This window comes from Chitinophagaceae bacterium, from assembly GCA_016713085.1.
GTDB lineage: Bacteria > Bacteroidota > Bacteroidia > Chitinophagales > Chitinophagaceae > Lacibacter.
Genome location: JADJPV010000001.1, coordinates 1,678,059 through 1,696,193 on the forward strand (window position 1 = coordinate 1,678,059; position 18,135 = coordinate 1,696,193).

Genomic DNA, 18,135 nt, shown 5'->3' on the forward strand with positions numbered 1-18,135 from the left:
TTCCCTGTATATACAGAAACAGTTCGATATCGATGATCTGTGTCAGTAATTCATATTCCGGACGATACAGTTGCATATACTCATCGAGTAACGGACCTTCTTTTTAGTTTGGTTAAACGCTGAACAATTGTTTTATTAAAGCGGTAATTAATATAGCGGTCCTGTTCTTCTTTGATCAACCGTTGCTGAAACATGGCCATACTCTTGTTTCTTCTGAAACGAAACACATTGATCAGTGCATCGAGGTCCAAGCCTGCGCTCATTCCTGCTTCCGGGTTAGAACCGGTAAAACGAACACCGCCCTTGTCTGTATTAAATACTTTATCGTACTGTAAACGGTTTTCAATAGAATCCTGCCGCCTGGTTTTTCCATACACAATTATTTCTTTCAGCTGTTTGTAACGGCCGGGTACATGCATGCTGATGGAAATATCAAAGGCTGAAAAATCTTTGATGGCAGCTACTGCAAATTTTTGGGTGGGTTTATTGCTGAAAAAGAAAAAGATTGAATCCTTTTCACCAACATAAATACTATAATTACCAACACTGTCGGTAAAGCTCATGGTACCGCAGGTGCAGATCGCCTGTACACCCATTACTAAATTCCGCCTGGTACTATCGTATACAGTTCCGCTGAGCTGAATTTGAGCAGTGCCTGTTTTAACCAGCAGAAGTACAACAATATAAAGGAGTAACTTTTTCAAAATTGTTGCAATGATAAATCCTTAAGTTGAGAAAAATAGAGACGAAATACTTTTTATGAAGGTTTTACGAAACCAGCAGTTTTTCTATAACCGCTGCATAATGTTTGTGTTCCAGTCCATGAATCCGGTGAGCAAGGGAATCAGGACTGTCCTCCGGCTTTACCTCGCATCTTGCCTGGAAAATGATTTGTCCGTGATCATACAGCTCATCAACAAAATGAATACTGATACCACTTTCTTTTTCTTTATTGCTGATAACGGCTTCGTGTACAAAGTGACCATACATACCCTTACCTCCATAATTGGGTAGTAAAGCAGGGTGTATATTAATAATGTGTTGCGGATAAGCACGGATGAGGGTAACCGGCACTTTCCATAAAAAACCGGCCAGAACAATGAAGTCAATATGATGGGCTTTCAATTCATCAACATAGGCATCACCCCGAAAGAACCGTTCTTTTTCCAGCAAAAGGGTTGGAATGCCATGCTCTTCAGCAATCTTCAACACACCTGCCTGGGGTTTGTTGCAAACGATAAGTGAGATTATAACAGAAGCGTGATTCCTGAAATGTTCAATAATCTTTTGAGCATTACTCCCCGCACCGGAGGCAAAAATGGCGATATGTTTTTTGGGAATCAGGGCTGCTTATTTGTCTTTTTGTTTCGTAAGCCCCATCCGGGCAGCAATTTTTTTCAAATAAACGGTAAAAAACCTGAATTGTCCCAAAGGAATACTTACAATCAATACCATTACCGGCCATATCAATGTCAATATTATAATATATACAGGCAAAAAGAACCAACCGTCATCAATTTGAAGAAGATGCATTATCCGGCGTCCAATATAACCCGTAAGGCTTCCGCCAATTGCAAACGTACATAAGATAAGCAGCAGCTGGAGGCCATTTACATTCCATTTTTTACGTAGCTTTTCAAACATGGGGGCAAAAGTCGGGGGAAAACTTTGCATGGCAAGGGTGCATTAGAGAAAAAACTAAAGTATGACTGGAAACTTACAGAAGTATGTACCCGAAGAGACCGAAATGAAGCAATCGGTTCATACTCAAGTCACAACTAAGTAAAAAAATTTTTTGAACTGTGGATATTATGTCAGTATCCTCCCCTAAATTTGCAGCCTGTATACACGGATATTCTTCCTAATCACAATACGGTTCCAGAACGTTATGAATCAACCAAAATTAATACTCCGCAGGTCGTTTACTGTTTGTTTGGTACTTGTTTCCTTAATGATTGGTAATAAATTATTTGCGCAGGATGGTAAGGCTTTGTTCCAAACCAATTGCGCAGCCTGTCATGCCGTAAATAAAAAGTTAACCGGTCCGGCACTTTCAGGTGTGGAAGGCCGTGGCCCCTGGAGTGATCGCAAAAAGCTTTATGCATGGATTCACAATCCTGCCGGGTTTGCTAAAACCGAACCTTATGCCGCTAACTTAATTAAAGAGTATAGTGGTGTAATGATGACCGCATTTCCGGGATTGGCAGAAAAGGATATTGATGCCATCATCACATTTATTAATACGCCGGTTGCCCCACCTCCCGGACCAACCACAGCAGTTGACCAACCAGCGGAAGACAACTCTCTTCTCTTCGGAATTCTTGCTCTGGTACTTGCTATTGTAGCCCTCATCTTATTACAGGTTAACAGCAACCTGAAAAAATTAACCGACGAAAAAGATGGTATTGTTCGTGGCGAACCCGTTGCATTCTGGAAGAATAAGGCTTACATGGCCACCATCACCATTGTACTATTTATAGTTGCAGGTTATTATTTAGCACAGGGTGCAATTGGTTTGGGCAGACAAACAAATTATCAACCCGAACAACCTATTTACTATTCACATAAAGTACATGCAGGCCTGAACCAGGTAAACTGTTTGTATTGCCACGGCAGTGCAATGGAAGGAAAGCATGCAAATATTCCGAGTGTGAATGTTTGTATGAATTGTCACATGGCCGTTAATGAATATAAAGGACCAAAGATTGTTCGTGAAGATGGTTCAGAAGTAAACGGCACGGCAGAAATTCAGAAATTATATAAATATTCAGGATGGGATCCTGCATCTAACAAATACACTTCAGCAGGCAAACCGATTGAATGGATCAAAATTCACAGCCTTCCTGATCATGTGTATTTCAACCACTCACAGCATACAAAAGCAGGTGGTGTACAGTGTCAAACCTGTCATGGTGAAATACAGAACATGGGCGAGGTATTCCAGTTCAGTACACTGAGCATGGGATGGTGTATCAACTGTCACCGTACAACCAATGTGAAGTTTAAAGAAAATGGTTTTTACAGTATGTACGAGAAGTTCCATAATGATATCAAGAATGGTAAAATGGACAGCGTAACTGTAGAAAAGATCGGTGGAACAGAATGTCAGAAATGTCACTATTAATTTAGTCAGTAACAGATAAAGAGCCGTAACGGTTTTTCATCAGCATATTATCAAATCAGCACATTAGCATATTATGAGTAAAAAATATTGGCAAAGTTTCGGAGAGCTGAACAATACAAAGGCATACAATGCAGATGCGGAGAATGAATTTAAAGAGGATCTGCCCTTTGAAATGGACGACAGTGGAGCGAAAGCACCCCGCCGTGACTTTTTGAAATACTTGGGCTTCAGTACTGCAGCAGCAACATTGGCTGCCAGTTGCGAAATTCCGGTGAAGAAAGCAATTCCTTTCCTCAACAAACCTGTTGATATTGTTCCCGGTGTAGCCAATTACTATGCAACTACGTTTGTGCTTGATGGTGATGTAGTTCCTGTGCTGGCGAAAGTAAGAGATGGTCGCCCCATTAAACTCGAAGGAAATGAAATGGGTTTTGCCAAAGGTGCAACTACCCAGCGTGTTCAGGCTTCTGTGCTGAGTTTATATGATTCTGCCCGTATCCGTTTTCCATTGGAAAAAGCAGCAGATGGTTTTAAAGAAGCTCCTACTTACGAATCAGTTGATAAAAAAATTGCAGCTGCTTTAGCGGCTGTTGGAAGCAAACAGATTGTACTCTTAAGTTCAACGCTCAATTCACCCTCTGTTCAAACGGTGATTGACGAGTTCAAAACAAAATACCCAACCTTTAAGCATGTAACTTATGATGCCATTTCTTACAGTGGTATTTTACAGGCAAACGAGGTTTCTTACGGTAAACGCAGCATTCCTTCTTACCAGTTTGATAACGCCAAAGTGCTTGTAAGTTTTGGTGCTGATTTCTTAGGAACATGGATCAGCCCGGTTGAATATGCAAAGCAGTTTGCAGCAGGAAGAAAGATCGATGAGAAGAACCCTACCATGAGCCGTCTTCTTCAGTTTGAAAGTATGTACAGCATGACGGGTGCAAGTGCTGATGAACGTTATACACATAAACCGAGCGAACTTGGTGCTGTGTTGTTAGCTCTTTATGCAAAATTAGGCGGTGCTGTAACGGCTCCTGCTATTACTGATAAACGTTTGACAGCAGGTATTGAAGCAGCAGCAAAAGAATTATTGGCAGCTGGTGGCAATGCTCTTGTAGTTTGCGGAAGCAATGATGTAAATGCACAGATTCTTGTAAATGCAATCAACGATAAGATTGGTGCCAATGGTAAAACCATCAACTTCGGTACAACGGTTAACTACCGTAAAGGGGTTGATGCTGATTTTGAACAGTTGGTGAATGATATGAATGCAGGAAGCGTTGGTGCTATCTTCATTCTTGGTGCTAATCCAGTTTATACTTACAGAGACAGTAAAAAATTTGCAGACGGGTTAAAGAAAGTTGGCGTATCAATTTCTTTTAACGAAAGAGAAGATGAAACAACTGAACTCTGCAACTATGTATTACCTGATCATCATTACCTGGAAAGCTGGGGTGATGCAGAAGCAAAATCAGGATACCTTGCTTTTATTCAGCCTACAATTCATCCTTTATTTAAAACAAGATCATTTGCTACTTCACTCTTAAAGTGGAGCGGAAGTACAGTAACTGATTACGAAACATATTTTAAAAACTACTGGATCACTAAACTCGGTGGTCAGTCAGCATTTGATAAAGCATTGCAGGATGGTGTAATTGAACCAGCCACTCCAGCTGTTGCAGGTGCAACATTTAATAGCGGTGCCTTAGCTGGTGCTGTTGCCAAATTAAGCGAAAGCAAAAAAGTTGGCAAGTACGAACTGGTGATTTATCAGAAAGTAAGTATTGGTGATGGTAAAATGGCCAACAACCCATGGTTGCAGGAAATGCCTGATCCCATTACCCGTGCATGCTGGGACAACTATGCAATCATTTCTGTAAAAACAGCTGAAGAGTTAGGATATAAAGCAGATGATGATTATGAAGTAAATCCTCCAAAGCCTGTATTAAAAATCAAAGCAGGAGGAAAAGATCTTTCACTTCCGTTATTGATCATTCCCGGTATGAATTCAAATACAATTGCTATTGCAACCGGTTATGGCCGCAGTAAGAAAACAGGAAGAGCAGCATTTGGTTCAGGTAAAAATATTTATCCAATGGTTGGCTTTAATGGCCAGACATATGAATATAGTGTCAGCGATGTAACAATCGAAAAGACTGACGAGATGTACGACATTGCCCAGATGCAGACGCACAGCACTTATGGCAATCGTATTGAAGTGATCAAGGAAGCAAGTCTTGCAACGATTCAGAAAGACCCCAAACATTTCATCAACGAACGTATGGCTGAGTTGAAAGATTATGGTGGTGTTGATCTGGAGAAATTTGAAAAAGAAGGAACACTGTATCCTGTGTATGACAAGCCGGGTATTAAATGGGGAATGAGTATTGATCTCAATACCTGTAATGGTTGCGGTGCCTGCGTAGTTGCCTGTAGCGCAGAGAACAATGTTTCTGTTGTTGGTAAAAAACAGGTTGCGAAATATCATGATATGCACTGGTTGCGTATTGACCGCTATTTCAGCGGAGATATGGAAGACCCTGATGTGGTATTCCAGCCAATGCTTTGCCAGCACTGTGATAACGCTCCTTGCGAGAACGTTTGCCCGGTTGCTGCAACGAATCACAGCAGTGAGGGTTTGAACCAGATGACTTATAACCGTTGTATAGGTACAAGATATTGCCCCAACAACTGTCCTTATAAAGTACGTCGTTTTAACTGGCACGACTGGAATGGTGCTGACAGTTTTAAAGACAATCAGAAACCGTTGATTGAGTATGGCAGAATCAACGAAGTAACACTTGATATGAACGAAGACTTAACACGTATGGTGTTGAATCCTGATGTTACAGTCCGCAGCCGTGGTGTCATTGAAAAATGTTCTTTCTGTGTTCAGCGTTTACAGGAAGCTAAATTAACAGCGAAGAAAGACAGCCGTCCAATGGTTGACAGCGATATTAAAACAGCATGTCAGCAGGCTTGTCCAACCAATGCAATTGTATTCGGTAATTCAAATGATAAAGAAAGTGCAGTTCGTAAACAGCGTTTGGCTGAAGGTGTAAACCGTACTTACTATGTACTGGAACAATTACACGTTTTGCCGAATGTAAGTTATATGGCAAGAATTAGAAATACAGAGCATACAGTTGGTAATCATGAAGAAGAAGGACATGTAGAAAAGCACGAAGAGAAAAAGGAAACAACAACTGAAGCAGCACATTAAAACTGCTGTCATCCCGAGGGATCTGTTGAATAGAATTAAGTTAAGTTGAAGTGTGCGACGCAACAGAAGAGGAACAAAGAAACTGAAGCTGAGTACAAAACATAAAACCAAAGCCTGCAGCGAATAGCTGAAGGCTAAAAGCGAAAACAAGTATGTCATTACTAAGGTACGAATCACAGGTTAGGGAGCCATTGGTTGATGGTCACAAAACCTACCACGATGTTACAGAGGATATTTGTAAGCCGGTGGAAGCTGCACCATCACGTTTGTGGTGGATCGGTTTCATTATTTCGGTTGCTCTCCTGTTGTTTGGTGTTGTGAGTCTTTACAAAGAAGTGGTGTATGGTACAGGTATGTGGAACCTGAATAAAACAATCGGATGGGGTTGGGATATTACCAACTTCGTGTGGTGGGTTGGTATTGGTCATGCCGGTACATTGATCTCTGCCATCCTGTTGCTGTTCCGCCAGGGATGGATAACAGGTGTAAACCGTGCGGCTGAAGCAATGACCATCTTTGCGGTTATTTGTGCCGGTCAGTTTCCGATATGGCATATGGGTCGTGTATGGATGGCGTTCTTTGTAATGCCTTATCCAAATACAAGAGGTCCTGTATGGGTGAATTTTAGCTCACCACTTCTCTGGGACGTATTTGCGATCTCTACTTATTTTACAGTATCTCTTTTGTTTTGGTATAGTGGATTGTTACCTGATTTGGCTACACTTCGTGACCGTGCTAAAAAGAAATGGGCAAAAGCATTTTATGGTGTTGCTTCTTTCGGATGGACCGGTTCAACCAAACACTGGCAGCGTCATGAAAGTTTATCACTGGTGTTAGCCGGTTTGAGTACACCGTTAGTATTGTCAGTACACACGATTGTATCTTTTGACTTTGCCACTTCAGTTATTCCCGGATGGCATACTACTATCTTTCCTCCTTACTTCGTTGCGGGTGCCATCTTCTCCGGTTTTGCCATGGTGCAAACCCTGATGCTGGTTACACGTAAAGTAATGCAGCTGGAAGACTATATCACCATCAGCCATATTGAAAATATGAACAAGGTTATTGTATTAACCGGTTCTATTGTTGGTTGTGCATACTTAACTGAATTGTTCATGGCCTGGTACAGCGCTGTAAAGTATGAGCAGGATATTTTCTTCAAATACCGTATTGCCGGTCCTTACGGATGGAGCTACTGGTTGATGATGACCTGTAACGTAATTACTCCGCAGCTGTTCTGGGTGAAAAAACTCCGCCGCAATATTGCGTTCACATTCTTAATGAGTGTGGTGGTAAATATCGGTATGTGGTTCGAACGTTTTGTAATCATCGTATCATCATTGTACCGTGATTACTTACCATCATCCTGGAGTGTGTACTATCGTCCAACTATCTGGGAAGTTGGTTTCTATCTCGGATCATTTGGTTTATTCTTTACCTGTTATTTCCTGTTCTCCAAATACTTCCCTGTAATTGCCATTGCTGAGATCAAACATATTCTCAAGAAAAATGGTGAAAGTTACAAGGAGCAGATGGATCCGATTGAAGCACAAACTGTAGAAGAGTTTGCACACGAACAGGTGCATGCACATTAAGGCCCCAACCCCTAAAGGGGTGTAAAGGCAAGAGGTTGAAATTTGAAATAGTTAACAAGCTTACAGCAAGAAGCTAAGAGCTAAAAGCTAAAAACAATATGTCTGTAAAAAAATTCGTAGTCGGCTGTTTTGATGATGAAAAAACGCTGTTCCCTGCGGTAAAAAATACCCGCAAGGCAGGTTATAAGATTCATGATGTATACACGCCATTCCCGATTCATGGTTTAGATCATGCAATGGGTTTGCGTGATACAAGTTTACATACTGCCGGTTTTATTTATGCAATGACAGGTACAACCACTGCATTAACGTTCATGAGCTGGGTGTTTACCAAAGACTGGCCCATGAATATTGGTGGTAAACCACATTTGCCATTACCAGCGTTCATTCCCATTGTGTTTGAATTAACGGTATTGTGTGCTGCGGTTGGTATGGTGTTGACGTTCTGCTACCTGTGCCAGTTGGCACCGTTTGTACGGAAAGATCATTTCCACCTGCGGTCAACAGATGATTTATTTGTAATGCCCATTGAAATCACTGAAAAAACAAATGCCGAAGAGGTGAAAGCGTTTTTTCAGAGTGCAGGTGCAGTGGAGATATTTGAAAAGGAAGCTGAAACAGGCTGGTGGCTGGGTCGTTACGACAAAACAAAAAAAGCGTTTGAAAAAGAAGAAATCGTTACAGCATAAACATATTGAAATGCGTTCAACAAAGATTATTTTAATTGGATTGGTTACAACAGTATTGGCGGCAGCTTCCTGCAACAATGGGCCACGCCGTGATACAGGTAAAATTTATATGCCCGATATGGCATACAGCCGTGCGGTTGAAACTTACAGTGACCATAGCTATCTGAACGAAGCAGGAATTAATTATGATGCATCGCCTGTTGCAGGTACCATTAAACGTGGTGGTGTTGCGGCATTTCCAATAGCAATGGATAAAGTGGGCGATACAGCAAATTATGTTGCATCAAAACAGGTTGTTAACCCATTACCTGCTTTAGATTCGGCTGGTATGGCAGAAGCGGCCAGGCTTTACCTGATTAATTGCGGAATTTGTCACGGAACAAAACTGGATGGAAACGGCCCTATTTATAATGGTGGTAACGGACCTTATCCAATTGCTCCAAGAAACTTAGTTGCAGATCCGGTTGTATCGAAAATGTCAATGGGTCAAATGATGTATTCAGTTACCTACGGCAAAAACCTGATGGGCAGCTATGCTTCACAACTGAGTACAAAACAAAGATGGATGGTGATACACTATGTGAAAAGTATGCAGCCCGGTGGAAATACTGCTGCTGCGGCAAGCGCACCTGCATCAGATACAACAAAAGCAACCACTAAATAAAGGCCAAAACTAACATTCAACTATAAACGAACTTCAATGGCACTGAAAGAGCAATTTGAAATACCGGGCGGATTAAAAAAATGGAGCTTCGCATTGATGGGTGTAGGTGTATTAACACTCATCCTCGGTATCGTATTCCTGCATCCGTTTTCCGGCGGTCATGGTGAAGCCCATGGAGCAGAAGCATATGGCGCAACAAAATTCTGGATGGCACTGATGCATAATGGAATTTTCTGGTTACTGGTTGTAGCGGCAAGTTTCTTCTTTATCTCTGCCACTACATTGGCACAGGGTGGTTGGCCATTGGCGTTCCGTCGTGTACCTGAAGCAATTTCAGGTTCAATGAATGTGTTAGGACCTATAGCCCTAGTGATTTTATTATCGTATGTGTGGATCTCTGACGATCATCATATCTATCACTGGAAAGATGTGGAGCATGTTAAAGTGGACGAAAAACTTACGCATAAAAGCAGTTTTTTAAACCCTGTTTTCTATACCGGATTATCATTGGCAGCTGTTGGTTTATGGATCTGGTTCCGTAACTGGTTCCGCAAAAATTCTTTGGCGGAAGATCTGGCTGCAAAGGGTGATACAAGTTTTTACTGGAAATCGCTGGCTATTGCTGCTGCCTTTCTTGTAACATACGGGTTAACTGTTTTGAGCACTTTACCATGGCTGTGGTTAATGAGCATTGATGCACATTGGTACAGCACCATGTACAGCTGGTACACATTTGCAAGTTCATGGGTAGCCGGTATTTCTTTAATGATGCTGTTTGTGATTTATCTTAAAAACCAGGGATATCTTGAGTTTGTAAACGATGAACATATTCACGACATTGGTAAGTTCATGTTTGCCTTTTCTATCTTCTGGACCTACCTGTGGTTCTCACAGTTCATGCTCATCTGGTACAGTAACCAGCCTGAAGAAACAGAATATTTTATTGACAGAATTGGTATACCGGGTCAGTCTGGGCCTTTTAAGGCAATCTTTTTACTGAATTTGATCATCAATTTCCTTGCTCCGTTGTTAATTTTAATGCGCCGTGGCTCAAAACGTAACTACACTGTAGTAACGTTAATGGCCGTTATTATCATCTTTGGTCACTGGCTGGATTTTTATCAAATGATTACACCGGGTCCTTTGCAGGAACTGGGTCAGGAGTCAAATACAATCGGACATTTTTTATACAGCCTTGGAATTGGTGCAGGATTTTTAGGATTGATTATTTTTCTTACAGCAAGGTATTTAACGAAAGCATCCCTGTTACCTAAAAACCACCCATTAGTAAAAGAAAGTGTAATTCATCATACATAAGCAAGCAACGAAAGAAACAATAACGAATTTAATTCAACAACCATAAATATTTGCGCAAGCTATGAGTACAACAGCATATTTGGTTATAGCATCGGCAGTGCTGGTTTTTATTGTCATCTTCCAGATTACAAAAGCCAGTGAATATGTAAGTGTGTTAAAAGGGGAAGAAAGTTCCCGCAAGCAAACCAACCGCATCAATGGTTTTATGCTGCTGGGCTTTATGATCCTTGGTTTTATCGGCGTTTGGTACTGCAATAAAATGCTATATGGCTCCACGTTGTTTCCTCAGGGAGCAGCTTCAGTAGAAGGTGAAAAGATTGATCAGATGTTTATGATCACCACAGCTGTAACAGGAGTCATCTTTGTATTAACTCAGTTCCTGTTATTCTTCTTTGCCTGGAAATATCAGGAGAAAGAAGGGAAAAAAGCAACCTTCTTTGCACACAGTACAAAACTCGAATTGATCTGGACAGCTATACCTGCAATTGCATTAACCGTATTAGTTGTATTTGGTTTGAAGTTCTGGTTCCGTATTACATCGGATGCACCAAAAGGAGCTTTAGAAGTTGAGATTGTAGGAAAGCAGTTTGGATGGACCATGCGTTACCCCGGAAAGGATAAAAACTTTGGACGTACATACTTTAAAGTAATCAGCGACGAAAACAGTAATTCACTCGGACAGATTTGGGAAGACAATGCAGAATTTAAACTGAAAGCAGACCCTGCCAATTTTGATGATGTGGTTACTACACAAACAATGTACGTTGTAAAAAACCGCCCGGTGAAATTGATCATCAACAGCCGTGATGTAATTCATGATGTTGGGTTATCACATTTCAGAATGAAAATGGATGCAGTACCGGGTATTCCAACTACCATCTGGTTTACACCAAAGTACACAACCAAGGAAATGAAAGAGCGTACAGGAAATCCTGAATTTGCATACGAAATATCCTGCGATCAGATGTGCGGAAACGGTCATTACTCGATGAAGGGAATTATTGAAGTGGTATCACAGGAAGATTTCGACATGTGGATGGCAAAGCAAAAACCCAACTACTATGTTGCAAATCCTGAAAAAGATCCATCCAATAAACCTGCAGCCGACACTACAGCAAAACCAGCAGTAGTAGCAGCTGTGATATCTAAATAATTATAAGCGAAATTGAATAAACAATAACTACCCAGTATGAGCGAAACCACACATATACACGAGCATTCGGTTAATGTGCCGCACGAAGCACATCATGAAGTGCACCATGGTCATCACCATGAAACATTTCTTACAAAGTATGTCTTCAGCCAGGATCACAAAACAATCGCCAAGCAATTCCTGATAACAGGAATGTTCTGGGCATTGATCGGAGGTTTGTTTTCTGTGATCTTCCGTTTGCAGTTAGGATATCCCGATGCAAAGTTTCCATGGATGGAAGCTCTTTTGGGCGATTGGGCCAAAGGCGGTCAGTTACAGCCCGAAGCATATTATGCATTGGTAACCATGCACGGAACTGTGTTGGTGTTCTTTGTATTAACGGCAGGGGTTGAGTGGTACGTTCGCAAACTTCTTAATACCATTACAGGTAGGAGCAAGAGATATGGCTTCGCCTTTTCTGAATATGCTTTCATTCTGGTTCTTCTTTACAGCAGGTATTGTAATGCTGTCTTCTTTATTCGTACAAACCGGTCCATTCAGCGGAGGCTGGACGGCTTATCCACCATTAAGTGCATTGGGTGAAGCATCTCCCGGTTCGAAAGTGGGCATGGATCTCTGGCTGGTATCAATGGCATTGTTCGTAGTTTCTTCTTTATTGGGAGGCTTGAATTATATCGCAACCATCCTGAACATGCGTACAAAAGGGATGAGCATGACCCGTTTACCGTTAACGATTTGGGCACTTTTCTTTACAGCCGTACTGGGTGTATTATCGTTCCCTGTATTATTCTCTGGTTTTATCTTATTGATATTTGACCGTCATTTTGGAACAAGTTTTTATCTGAGTGATATATTCATCAATGGGCAGGCATTACCAAATGAAGGAGGCAGTGCAATTCTTTATCAGCATCTGTTCTGGTTCCTTGGTCACCCTGAAGTATATATTATCCTGCTGCCGGCAATGGGTATGGCATCAGAAATTATGTCGGTTAACAGCCGCAAACCAATCTTTGGTTATATGGCAATGGTGGGATCATTATTTGCCATTACCATTCTTGCCTTCCTCGTATGGGCACATCATATGTTTGTAACCGGGTTGAATCCGTTTCTGGGTGCATTCTTTGTATTACTTACATTGCTGATTGCGGTACCAAGTGCCATCAAAGTATTTAACTGGTTAACTACTTTATGGAAAGGAAATATCAGATTCACACCGGGAATGCTGTTTGCTATCGGTTTTGTGAGTCTGTTTATCTCGGGTGGTTTAACAGGGATCTTCCTTGGTAACTCATCACTTGATATTCACCTGCACGATACATACTTTGTAATTGCTCACTTCCATATTGTAATGGGTGTGGCTTCTATGTTCGGAATGTTTGCAGGTATTTATCACTGGTATCCAAAAATGTATGGCCGTTATTTAAACAATACACTTGGTTATATCCATTTCTGGGTTACTATGATTGGTGCATATCTTATTTTCTGGCCAATGCATTACGAAGGACTGGCCGGTATGCCACGCCGTTATTATAAATATGATATCTGGGAATCATTCAAACAGTTTGGTACACTCAATCAGTTCATCAGTATTGTTGCCATCATTGTATTCCTTACACAGATTCTGTTTATTTTAAACTTCTTCTACAGCATCTGGAAAGGAAGAAAAGTAACCACACAAAATCCATGGGGTTCAAATACACTGGAGTGGACTACACCAATTAATCCGGGTCACGGTAACTGGGAAGGTGAAATTCCTGAAGTACACCGCTGGGCATATGATTATGCAAAAGACGGGCATGAATTTATTCCGCAAACAACACCGGTTGGTGCGGATGAAAGCAAACATTAATTGTTGCTGAAAGTAACAGAGGTTCATTTTTATATAAACTATTTTGAGCAGTAAAAGGGCAGATAAAGAGGAAGAAGGAAAGATCAGTTTTTTTTCAGCAGCAAAGAGTAAGCTGAAGGATTACAAGGAACTTGTGAAGTTTACACTCAGTTTTACAGTGGTATTCAGCAGTGTTATTTCGTATATGCTGGCACCGAATATTGTTGAATATGATCTTTTAAGTATACTGTTATTGTTTTTGGGCGGCATGCTGGTAACAGGAAGTGCCAACGCCATTAACCAGATAGCAGAAAAAGATTCAGACGCAGTAATGAAGAGAACCGGAAGCAGACCGGTTGCAAGTGGAAGAATGAGTGTGCAGGAAGCAACAGCGTTTGCTTTTATTGCAGCCATTACAGGCTCTTTGATTTTAGGTTTGTATTTTAGCTGGTATGCTGCAGCAATTGCTTTGTTCAGTTTATTTATTTACGGGTTTGTTTATACTCCCTTAAAAAAATAAATTCAATTGCTGTTTTGATTGGTGGTATACCGGGGGCATTGCCCTGTTTAATTGGATGGGCAGCTGCTTATAATGATGGAGAAGAATTTTCATGGACGGGTGGATGGATTTTATTCGCCATTCAGTTTCTCTGGCAGTTTCCGCATTTCTGGGCAATTGCATGGGTAGCACACCAGGATTATACAAAAGCAGGATTTAAACTGTTGCCTTCCCAACAGGGACCAACAAAGTTTACAGCAATACAAACCATCATTTATGCATTGCTGATGGTACCGGTAGGCATGCTGCCATATTTTTATGGCATGAGCGGAGTAGTGAGCATGTGGATTTTGATTGCAGCCAACCTGTTTATTGTTGCGCAATGTGTGAGGTTATACATCAATATGGATGTAAAGAGTGCAAGAAGAGTGATGTTCAGCAGTTATATCTATCTGCCGATTGTGTTACTTGCATTACTGGCAGATAAAATTGTAAGCCCCCTCTAACTCCCCCAAAGGAGGAGAATAGCAAAGCACAAGGCTTGCTTTACGGAGTGGTTGATGAAAGTATTGAGTAGATAATTAGTGATGAGTAAAGTTCTTTTGTTGATGTGGGAGAATAAATAATTTATTAACGATATAAAGCACCGCTCCTTCTCCTTCGGGGAAGGAGAAGGAGGAAGGGGCCATGGAGAAGGTTATGAGTGAAAGAAATCAAAAAATGCATCCGCATAAATTTACTTTGTGGATTGCGATTGGAAGTATTACAATGATGTTTGCCGGTTTTACCAGCGCATATATTGTAAAAAGCAACCAGGCCGGATGGCAGCCTGTACAAATGCCGAAGATCTTTTTCTTATCAACAGCATTGATTATTGCAAGCAGCCTTACGATTTACCTGGCGCAAAAAGCAATGAGCAACAGGCAATCATCAAAATACAGAACGCTGATTACAGCAACTGCTGTATTAGGACTTGCTTTCGTAGTTACACAGTTTCTTGGCTTTTCAGAACTGTGGGCACAGAAGATAACGTTTAAGGAAAGTGTGGCAGGATCGTTCTTTTATATTATAGCAGGGGTACACGGATTACACGTAGTAGGCGGTATTATTGCACTTTTTGTTTTATTACTGAGAACGTATAATTCTAAAATGAAATATTACAGCACAGCACCGGTTGAAACCGCAGGCCTGTACTGGCACTTTGTAGATTTATTATGGATATACTTGTTTGTTTTTTTCTTACTGGTATCCTGATAAAAAATTGAGAACAATAAAAAACCGATAAATGGCACAAGCAGCAGCAGTTAACACAAAATGGTGGAGTGGAGGTAAAAGTCCCTTCAACGTAGAGTACGGGAAATTGATGATGTGGTATTTTTTAATGAGTGATGCGTTTACATTTGGCGCCTTCCTGATTTCTTACGGAACGGTGCGTATGAGCAGCGTTTCATGGCCTGATCCCAACAAAGTATTTAACTCGTTTCCTTTGGCCGGGCATGCTAACCTGCCACTGGTGTTTGTGAGTTTAATGACGTTCATTTTGATTGTGAGTTCCGTTACCATGGTATTGGCAGTACATGAAGGCCATCATGGAAACAGGAAGGGTGTGGTAAAATGGATGTTCTGGACCATTATTGGCGGATTGGCTTTTCTTGGTTGCCAGGCATGGGAGTGGCATCATCTTCATGATCAGGGCGCATGGTGGGGACGTAATCCTTTTCCGAATGCTGACGGAACAGTTGCAACAACAAATTTTTCTAATTTCTTTTTTACCATAACAGGTTTTCATGGCTTCCACGTATTTTCAGGAGTAATTATTAACCTGATTGCGTTGATTATGGCTCAAACCGGAGTGTTTGAAAAGAGAGGCCATTACCTGATGATTGAAAAAGTAGGATTATACTGGCACTTTGTAGATTTAGTGTGGGTGTTCGTATTCCTGTTCTTTTATCTTGTATAACAATATTTAAAAATTTCAACATAATTACTGATTACATGGAGCATCAAACATTTGGCGGAGAGGTAACCATTCCACACCACGCACCAACCGATGAGTCAAAGAAAAGAATCTGGAAAACAACGATCATTCTTTCGATCATTACAATGATTGAATTGGGGATAGGTTATTTGCTGTATCTCACTGAGTTCAGTCATGGACTGGATCTTGCATTTAAAGGAGTGGTAATTATCCTTTCTTTGCTGAAGGCATTTTATATTGTGTCTATCTTTATGCACCTGGGTGATGAGATCCGTAACCTGATCATGACCATTGTTGCGCCGTTAATGATTTTCATCTGGTTTATTATTGCATTTCTGTACGAAGGCGCTTCATGGAAAAACCTGCGTAATGAATACAATCCGAAAGAACCGGTAAAGTATGAACAGACCACTACGCCTTCACATGAAGGTGGATTGAAATAATTTTTTTTGATTGATCTGTTAGTCGTCCCGGTTTTCCTTTTTACAGGGAATGTCGGGACGAAATTTTTTAAGAAGTGATTGATTTGTGTACTGTGTACTACGTAGCTTGAGCGAAGTAGTATGAAAATCGGTTGCCTAAACCAGGAGCGAAGTAGTATGAGCAAAAAAGCAGTTTTGGCCGTTTTGATCGCAGTTGGAATTCCCCTTGTTTCCTACTTCATCGTTAAATATGCAAGCGAAGGTACAGTTGATATGCCCCGCCGTTATTTTTTCGATTCTGTAACTCAAAAAACAGAAAGCGGCAAAAGAGTACACGATACACTGTGGCATAAAATATCCAATTTTTCATTTACTAATCAACTGGGCAAAACAGTTTCTGCAGATGATGTAAAGGGAAAGATACTGGTAGTGGATTATTTTTTTACCCGCTGCCCCAATCCCTGCCCCACTCTCACAAAGAACATGAAGAAAATGCAGGATGCATTTTTGAAAACAGATTCATTGGTCCAGTTTATTTCTTTTTCAGTTGATCCTGAAAGAGACAGTGTACAGGTATTGAAACGGTATGCTGATAAATATAAAGTAAGGCATAACAACTGGTGGTTTTTAACAGGAGATAAGAAAACCATTTACGATCTTGCTTTCAATGAATTTAAGGCGGCTACAGTTGATGGAGGCATCGTTGACACTTCGTTCATCCATACAAGCAAATTTTATTTACTCGATAAAGACCGTGTAATACGTGGCTGGTATGATGGAACTGATTCCGCAGCCCTTACTAAAATGGCCCGTGATATTGGCTTGTTGTTTTTAGAAAAAGACAAAAAGAAAAACGTAACCTTTTCAGAAAATAATAATTACCCATGGAAGTAAAAAGTCACAGACACCACAGAAGAGGAACGCCATTGCCTGCATCCATTAAAAAAAATGATAAGCTGGCTTACTTCCTCATCTTTACTGTGAGTGTAATTGTATTTGCAGCTGTAGTATTCCTCAAAAAAGTAACCATTAATTGGAACCTTGGTTTTGATAAACACATTTTTGCACGATTGAATGCACTCGTCAATTCTTTTGTAGTGCTCTTTTTGCTTGGTGCTTTGTTTGCAGTAAAGGATAAACGTTACCGTACACACAAGAATTTAATGCTCTGGGCAATTGGTTTTTCCGTTCTGTTTTTGATTTCTTATATCTGCCATCATTTATTCACGGGTGAAACAACTTATGGCGGATCAGGGCTGCCGAAGCTTGTTTATTATTTTATCCTCATTACACATATTGTGCTTGCAGGAATTATTTTACCATTTATTTTATTCACTGCTTACCGTGGCTTAACTGCCGATTATCACCGACATAAAAAACTGGCACGTATTACATGGCCATTGTGGCTGTATGTTGCTATAACGGGAGTTGTTGTCTTTTTTATGATTAGTCCGTATTATAATTGATTTTGAATCTGTAAAAATTTCAGGGTTATCTGCTTCAAATAAAAAATGAATTTTTCTTTTTCTTAGTTGTCACAAATAAGAAATACCCCTCATTCGTGTGCCGTAAAAAACCAATGGACGGAACTACATAGTATTGTATCTACTGCTAAGTAGAAAAACTCAATCTTTCAGGAAAAA

Annotated in this window: 14 protein-coding genes and 3 pseudogenes; 15 read left to right on the forward strand and 2 right to left on the reverse strand. The window is 40.7% G+C overall.

The features are described from left to right. Nucleotides 1–80: 80 nt before the first annotated feature. Both IPK31_08175 and IPK31_08180 read right to left on the reverse strand, forming a co-directional pair. Nucleotides 81–704 carry a hypothetical protein gene (locus IPK31_08175; GenBank protein ID MBK8087912.1) on the reverse strand — a complete coding sequence of 208 codons (624 nt, stop codon included), beginning with the start codon at nt 702–704 and terminating at the stop codon, nt 81–83. Nucleotides 705–768: 64 nt separating this feature from the next. Beyond that, nucleotides 769–1,341: a phosphoribosylglycinamide formyltransferase gene (locus tag IPK31_08180; GenBank protein ID MBK8087913.1), complete on the reverse strand. Its 573-nt coding sequence runs from the start codon at nt 1,339–1,341 to the stop codon at nt 769–771. A 547-nt stretch (nt 1,342–1,888) separates the two neighbouring features. Here IPK31_08180 and IPK31_08185 point away from each other — a divergent pair. From IPK31_08185 to IPK31_08255, 15 genes and pseudogenes are all read left to right on the forward strand, one after another. After that, nucleotides 1,889–3,124: a c-type cytochrome gene (locus tag IPK31_08185; protein ID MBK8087914.1), complete on the forward strand. Its 1,236-nt coding sequence runs from the start codon at nt 1,889–1,891 to the stop codon at nt 3,122–3,124. 73 nt (nt 3,125–3,197) lie between these two features. Next, nucleotides 3,198–6,347 carry a TAT-variant-translocated molybdopterin oxidoreductase gene (locus IPK31_08190; GenBank protein MBK8087915.1) on the forward strand — a complete coding sequence of 1,050 codons (3,150 nt, stop codon included), beginning with the start codon at nt 3,198–3,200 and terminating at the stop codon, nt 6,345–6,347. 152 nt (nt 6,348–6,499) lie between these two features. Beyond that, entirely contained in the window at nt 6,500–7,942 is a 1,443-nt protein-coding gene (gene nrfD / locus IPK31_08195; protein MBK8087916.1) for a polysulfide reductase NrfD, read from the forward strand. Next, nucleotides 7,921–8,019, forward strand: a pseudogene (locus IPK31_08200) (phage DNA packaging protein J). Before nrfD ends, IPK31_08200 begins: the two are co-directional and overlap by 22 nt. Before the next feature lie 21 nt (nt 8,020–8,040). Continuing rightward, entirely contained in the window at nt 8,041–8,631 is a 591-nt protein-coding gene (locus IPK31_08205; GenBank protein ID MBK8087917.1) for a DUF3341 domain-containing protein, read from the forward strand. Between the two features lie 10 nt (nt 8,632–8,641). Further along, nucleotides 8,642–9,295 (forward strand): cytochrome c, encoded by a 654-nt coding sequence (locus tag IPK31_08210; protein MBK8087918.1) that lies wholly within the window; start codon nt 8,642–8,644, stop codon nt 9,293–9,295. Nucleotides 9,296–9,331: 36 nt separating this feature from the next. Then, nucleotides 9,332–10,612, forward strand: a complete 1,281-nt coding sequence (locus IPK31_08215) for a quinol:cytochrome C oxidoreductase (GenBank protein MBK8087919.1) — start codon at nt 9,332–9,334, stop codon at nt 10,610–10,612. A gap of 61 nt (nt 10,613–10,673) precedes the next feature. Then, nucleotides 10,674–11,765, forward strand: coding sequence for a cytochrome c oxidase subunit II (locus IPK31_08220; protein MBK8087920.1), 1,092 nt, complete (start codon nt 10,674–10,676; stop codon nt 11,763–11,765). Nucleotides 11,766–11,801: 36 nt separating this feature from the next. Next, a pseudogene (locus IPK31_08225) lies at nt 11,802–13,614 on the forward strand (cbb3-type cytochrome c oxidase subunit I). Between the two features lie 184 nt (nt 13,615–13,798). Continuing rightward, nucleotides 13,799–14,598: pseudogene (gene cyoE, locus IPK31_08230) on the forward strand (protoheme IX farnesyltransferase). Nucleotides 14,599–14,860: 262 nt separating this feature from the next. After that, complete coding sequence (locus IPK31_08235; GenBank protein ID MBK8087921.1) at nt 14,861–15,346, forward strand: heme-copper oxidase subunit III; 486 nt, start codon at nt 14,861–14,863, stop codon at nt 15,344–15,346. 31 nt (nt 15,347–15,377) lie between these two features. Next, nucleotides 15,378–16,052, forward strand: coding sequence for a cytochrome c oxidase subunit 3 (locus IPK31_08240; GenBank protein MBK8087922.1), 675 nt, complete (start codon nt 15,378–15,380; stop codon nt 16,050–16,052). A gap of 35 nt (nt 16,053–16,087) precedes the next feature. Next, a complete protein-coding gene (locus IPK31_08245; GenBank protein MBK8087923.1) occupies nt 16,088–16,513 on the forward strand; it encodes a cytochrome C oxidase subunit IV family protein in 426 nt (141 codons plus the stop codon). A gap of 156 nt (nt 16,514–16,669) precedes the next feature. Further along, entirely contained in the window at nt 16,670–17,386 is a 717-nt protein-coding gene (locus tag IPK31_08250) for an SCO family protein (GenBank protein MBK8087924.1), read from the forward strand. Continuing rightward, nucleotides 17,377–17,958: a DUF420 domain-containing protein gene (locus tag IPK31_08255; protein MBK8087925.1), complete on the forward strand. Its 582-nt coding sequence runs from the start codon at nt 17,377–17,379 to the stop codon at nt 17,956–17,958. Before IPK31_08250 ends, IPK31_08255 begins: the two co-directional genes overlap by 10 nt. Nucleotides 17,959–18,135: the final 177 nt, after the last annotated feature.

Bases quoted from the DNA above. Each gene is read 5' to 3' on its own strand.
- IPK31_08205 (MBK8087917.1), top strand. From the start codon at position 8,041: ATGTCTGTAAAAAAATTCGTAGTCGGCTGTTTTGATGATGAAAAAACG.
- IPK31_08240 (MBK8087922.1), top strand. From the start codon at position 15,378: ATGGCACAAGCAGCAGCAGTTAACACAAAATGGTGGAGTGGAGGTAAA.
- IPK31_08255 (MBK8087925.1), top strand. From the start codon at position 17,377: ATGGAAGTAAAAAGTCACAGACACCACAGAAGAGGAACGCCATTGCCT.
- IPK31_08235 (MBK8087921.1), top strand. From the start codon at position 14,861: ATGATGTTTGCCGGTTTTACCAGCGCATATATTGTAAAAAGCAACCAG.
- IPK31_08215 (MBK8087919.1), top strand. From the start codon at position 9,332: ATGGCACTGAAAGAGCAATTTGAAATACCGGGCGGATTAAAAAAATGG.
- IPK31_08210 (MBK8087918.1), top strand. From the start codon at position 8,642: ATGCGTTCAACAAAGATTATTTTAATTGGATTGGTTACAACAGTATTG.
- IPK31_08190 (MBK8087915.1), top strand. From the start codon at position 3,198: ATGAGTAAAAAATATTGGCAAAGTTTCGGAGAGCTGAACAATACAAAG.
- nrfD (MBK8087916.1), top strand. From the start codon at position 6,500: ATGTCATTACTAAGGTACGAATCACAGGTTAGGGAGCCATTGGTTGAT.
- IPK31_08245 (MBK8087923.1), top strand. From the start codon at position 16,088: ATGGAGCATCAAACATTTGGCGGAGAGGTAACCATTCCACACCACGCA.
- IPK31_08220 (MBK8087920.1), top strand. From the start codon at position 10,674: ATGAGTACAACAGCATATTTGGTTATAGCATCGGCAGTGCTGGTTTTT.
- IPK31_08250 (MBK8087924.1), top strand. From the start codon at position 16,670: ATGAGCAAAAAAGCAGTTTTGGCCGTTTTGATCGCAGTTGGAATTCCC.
- IPK31_08185 (MBK8087914.1), top strand. From the start codon at position 1,889: ATGAATCAACCAAAATTAATACTCCGCAGGTCGTTTACTGTTTGTTTG.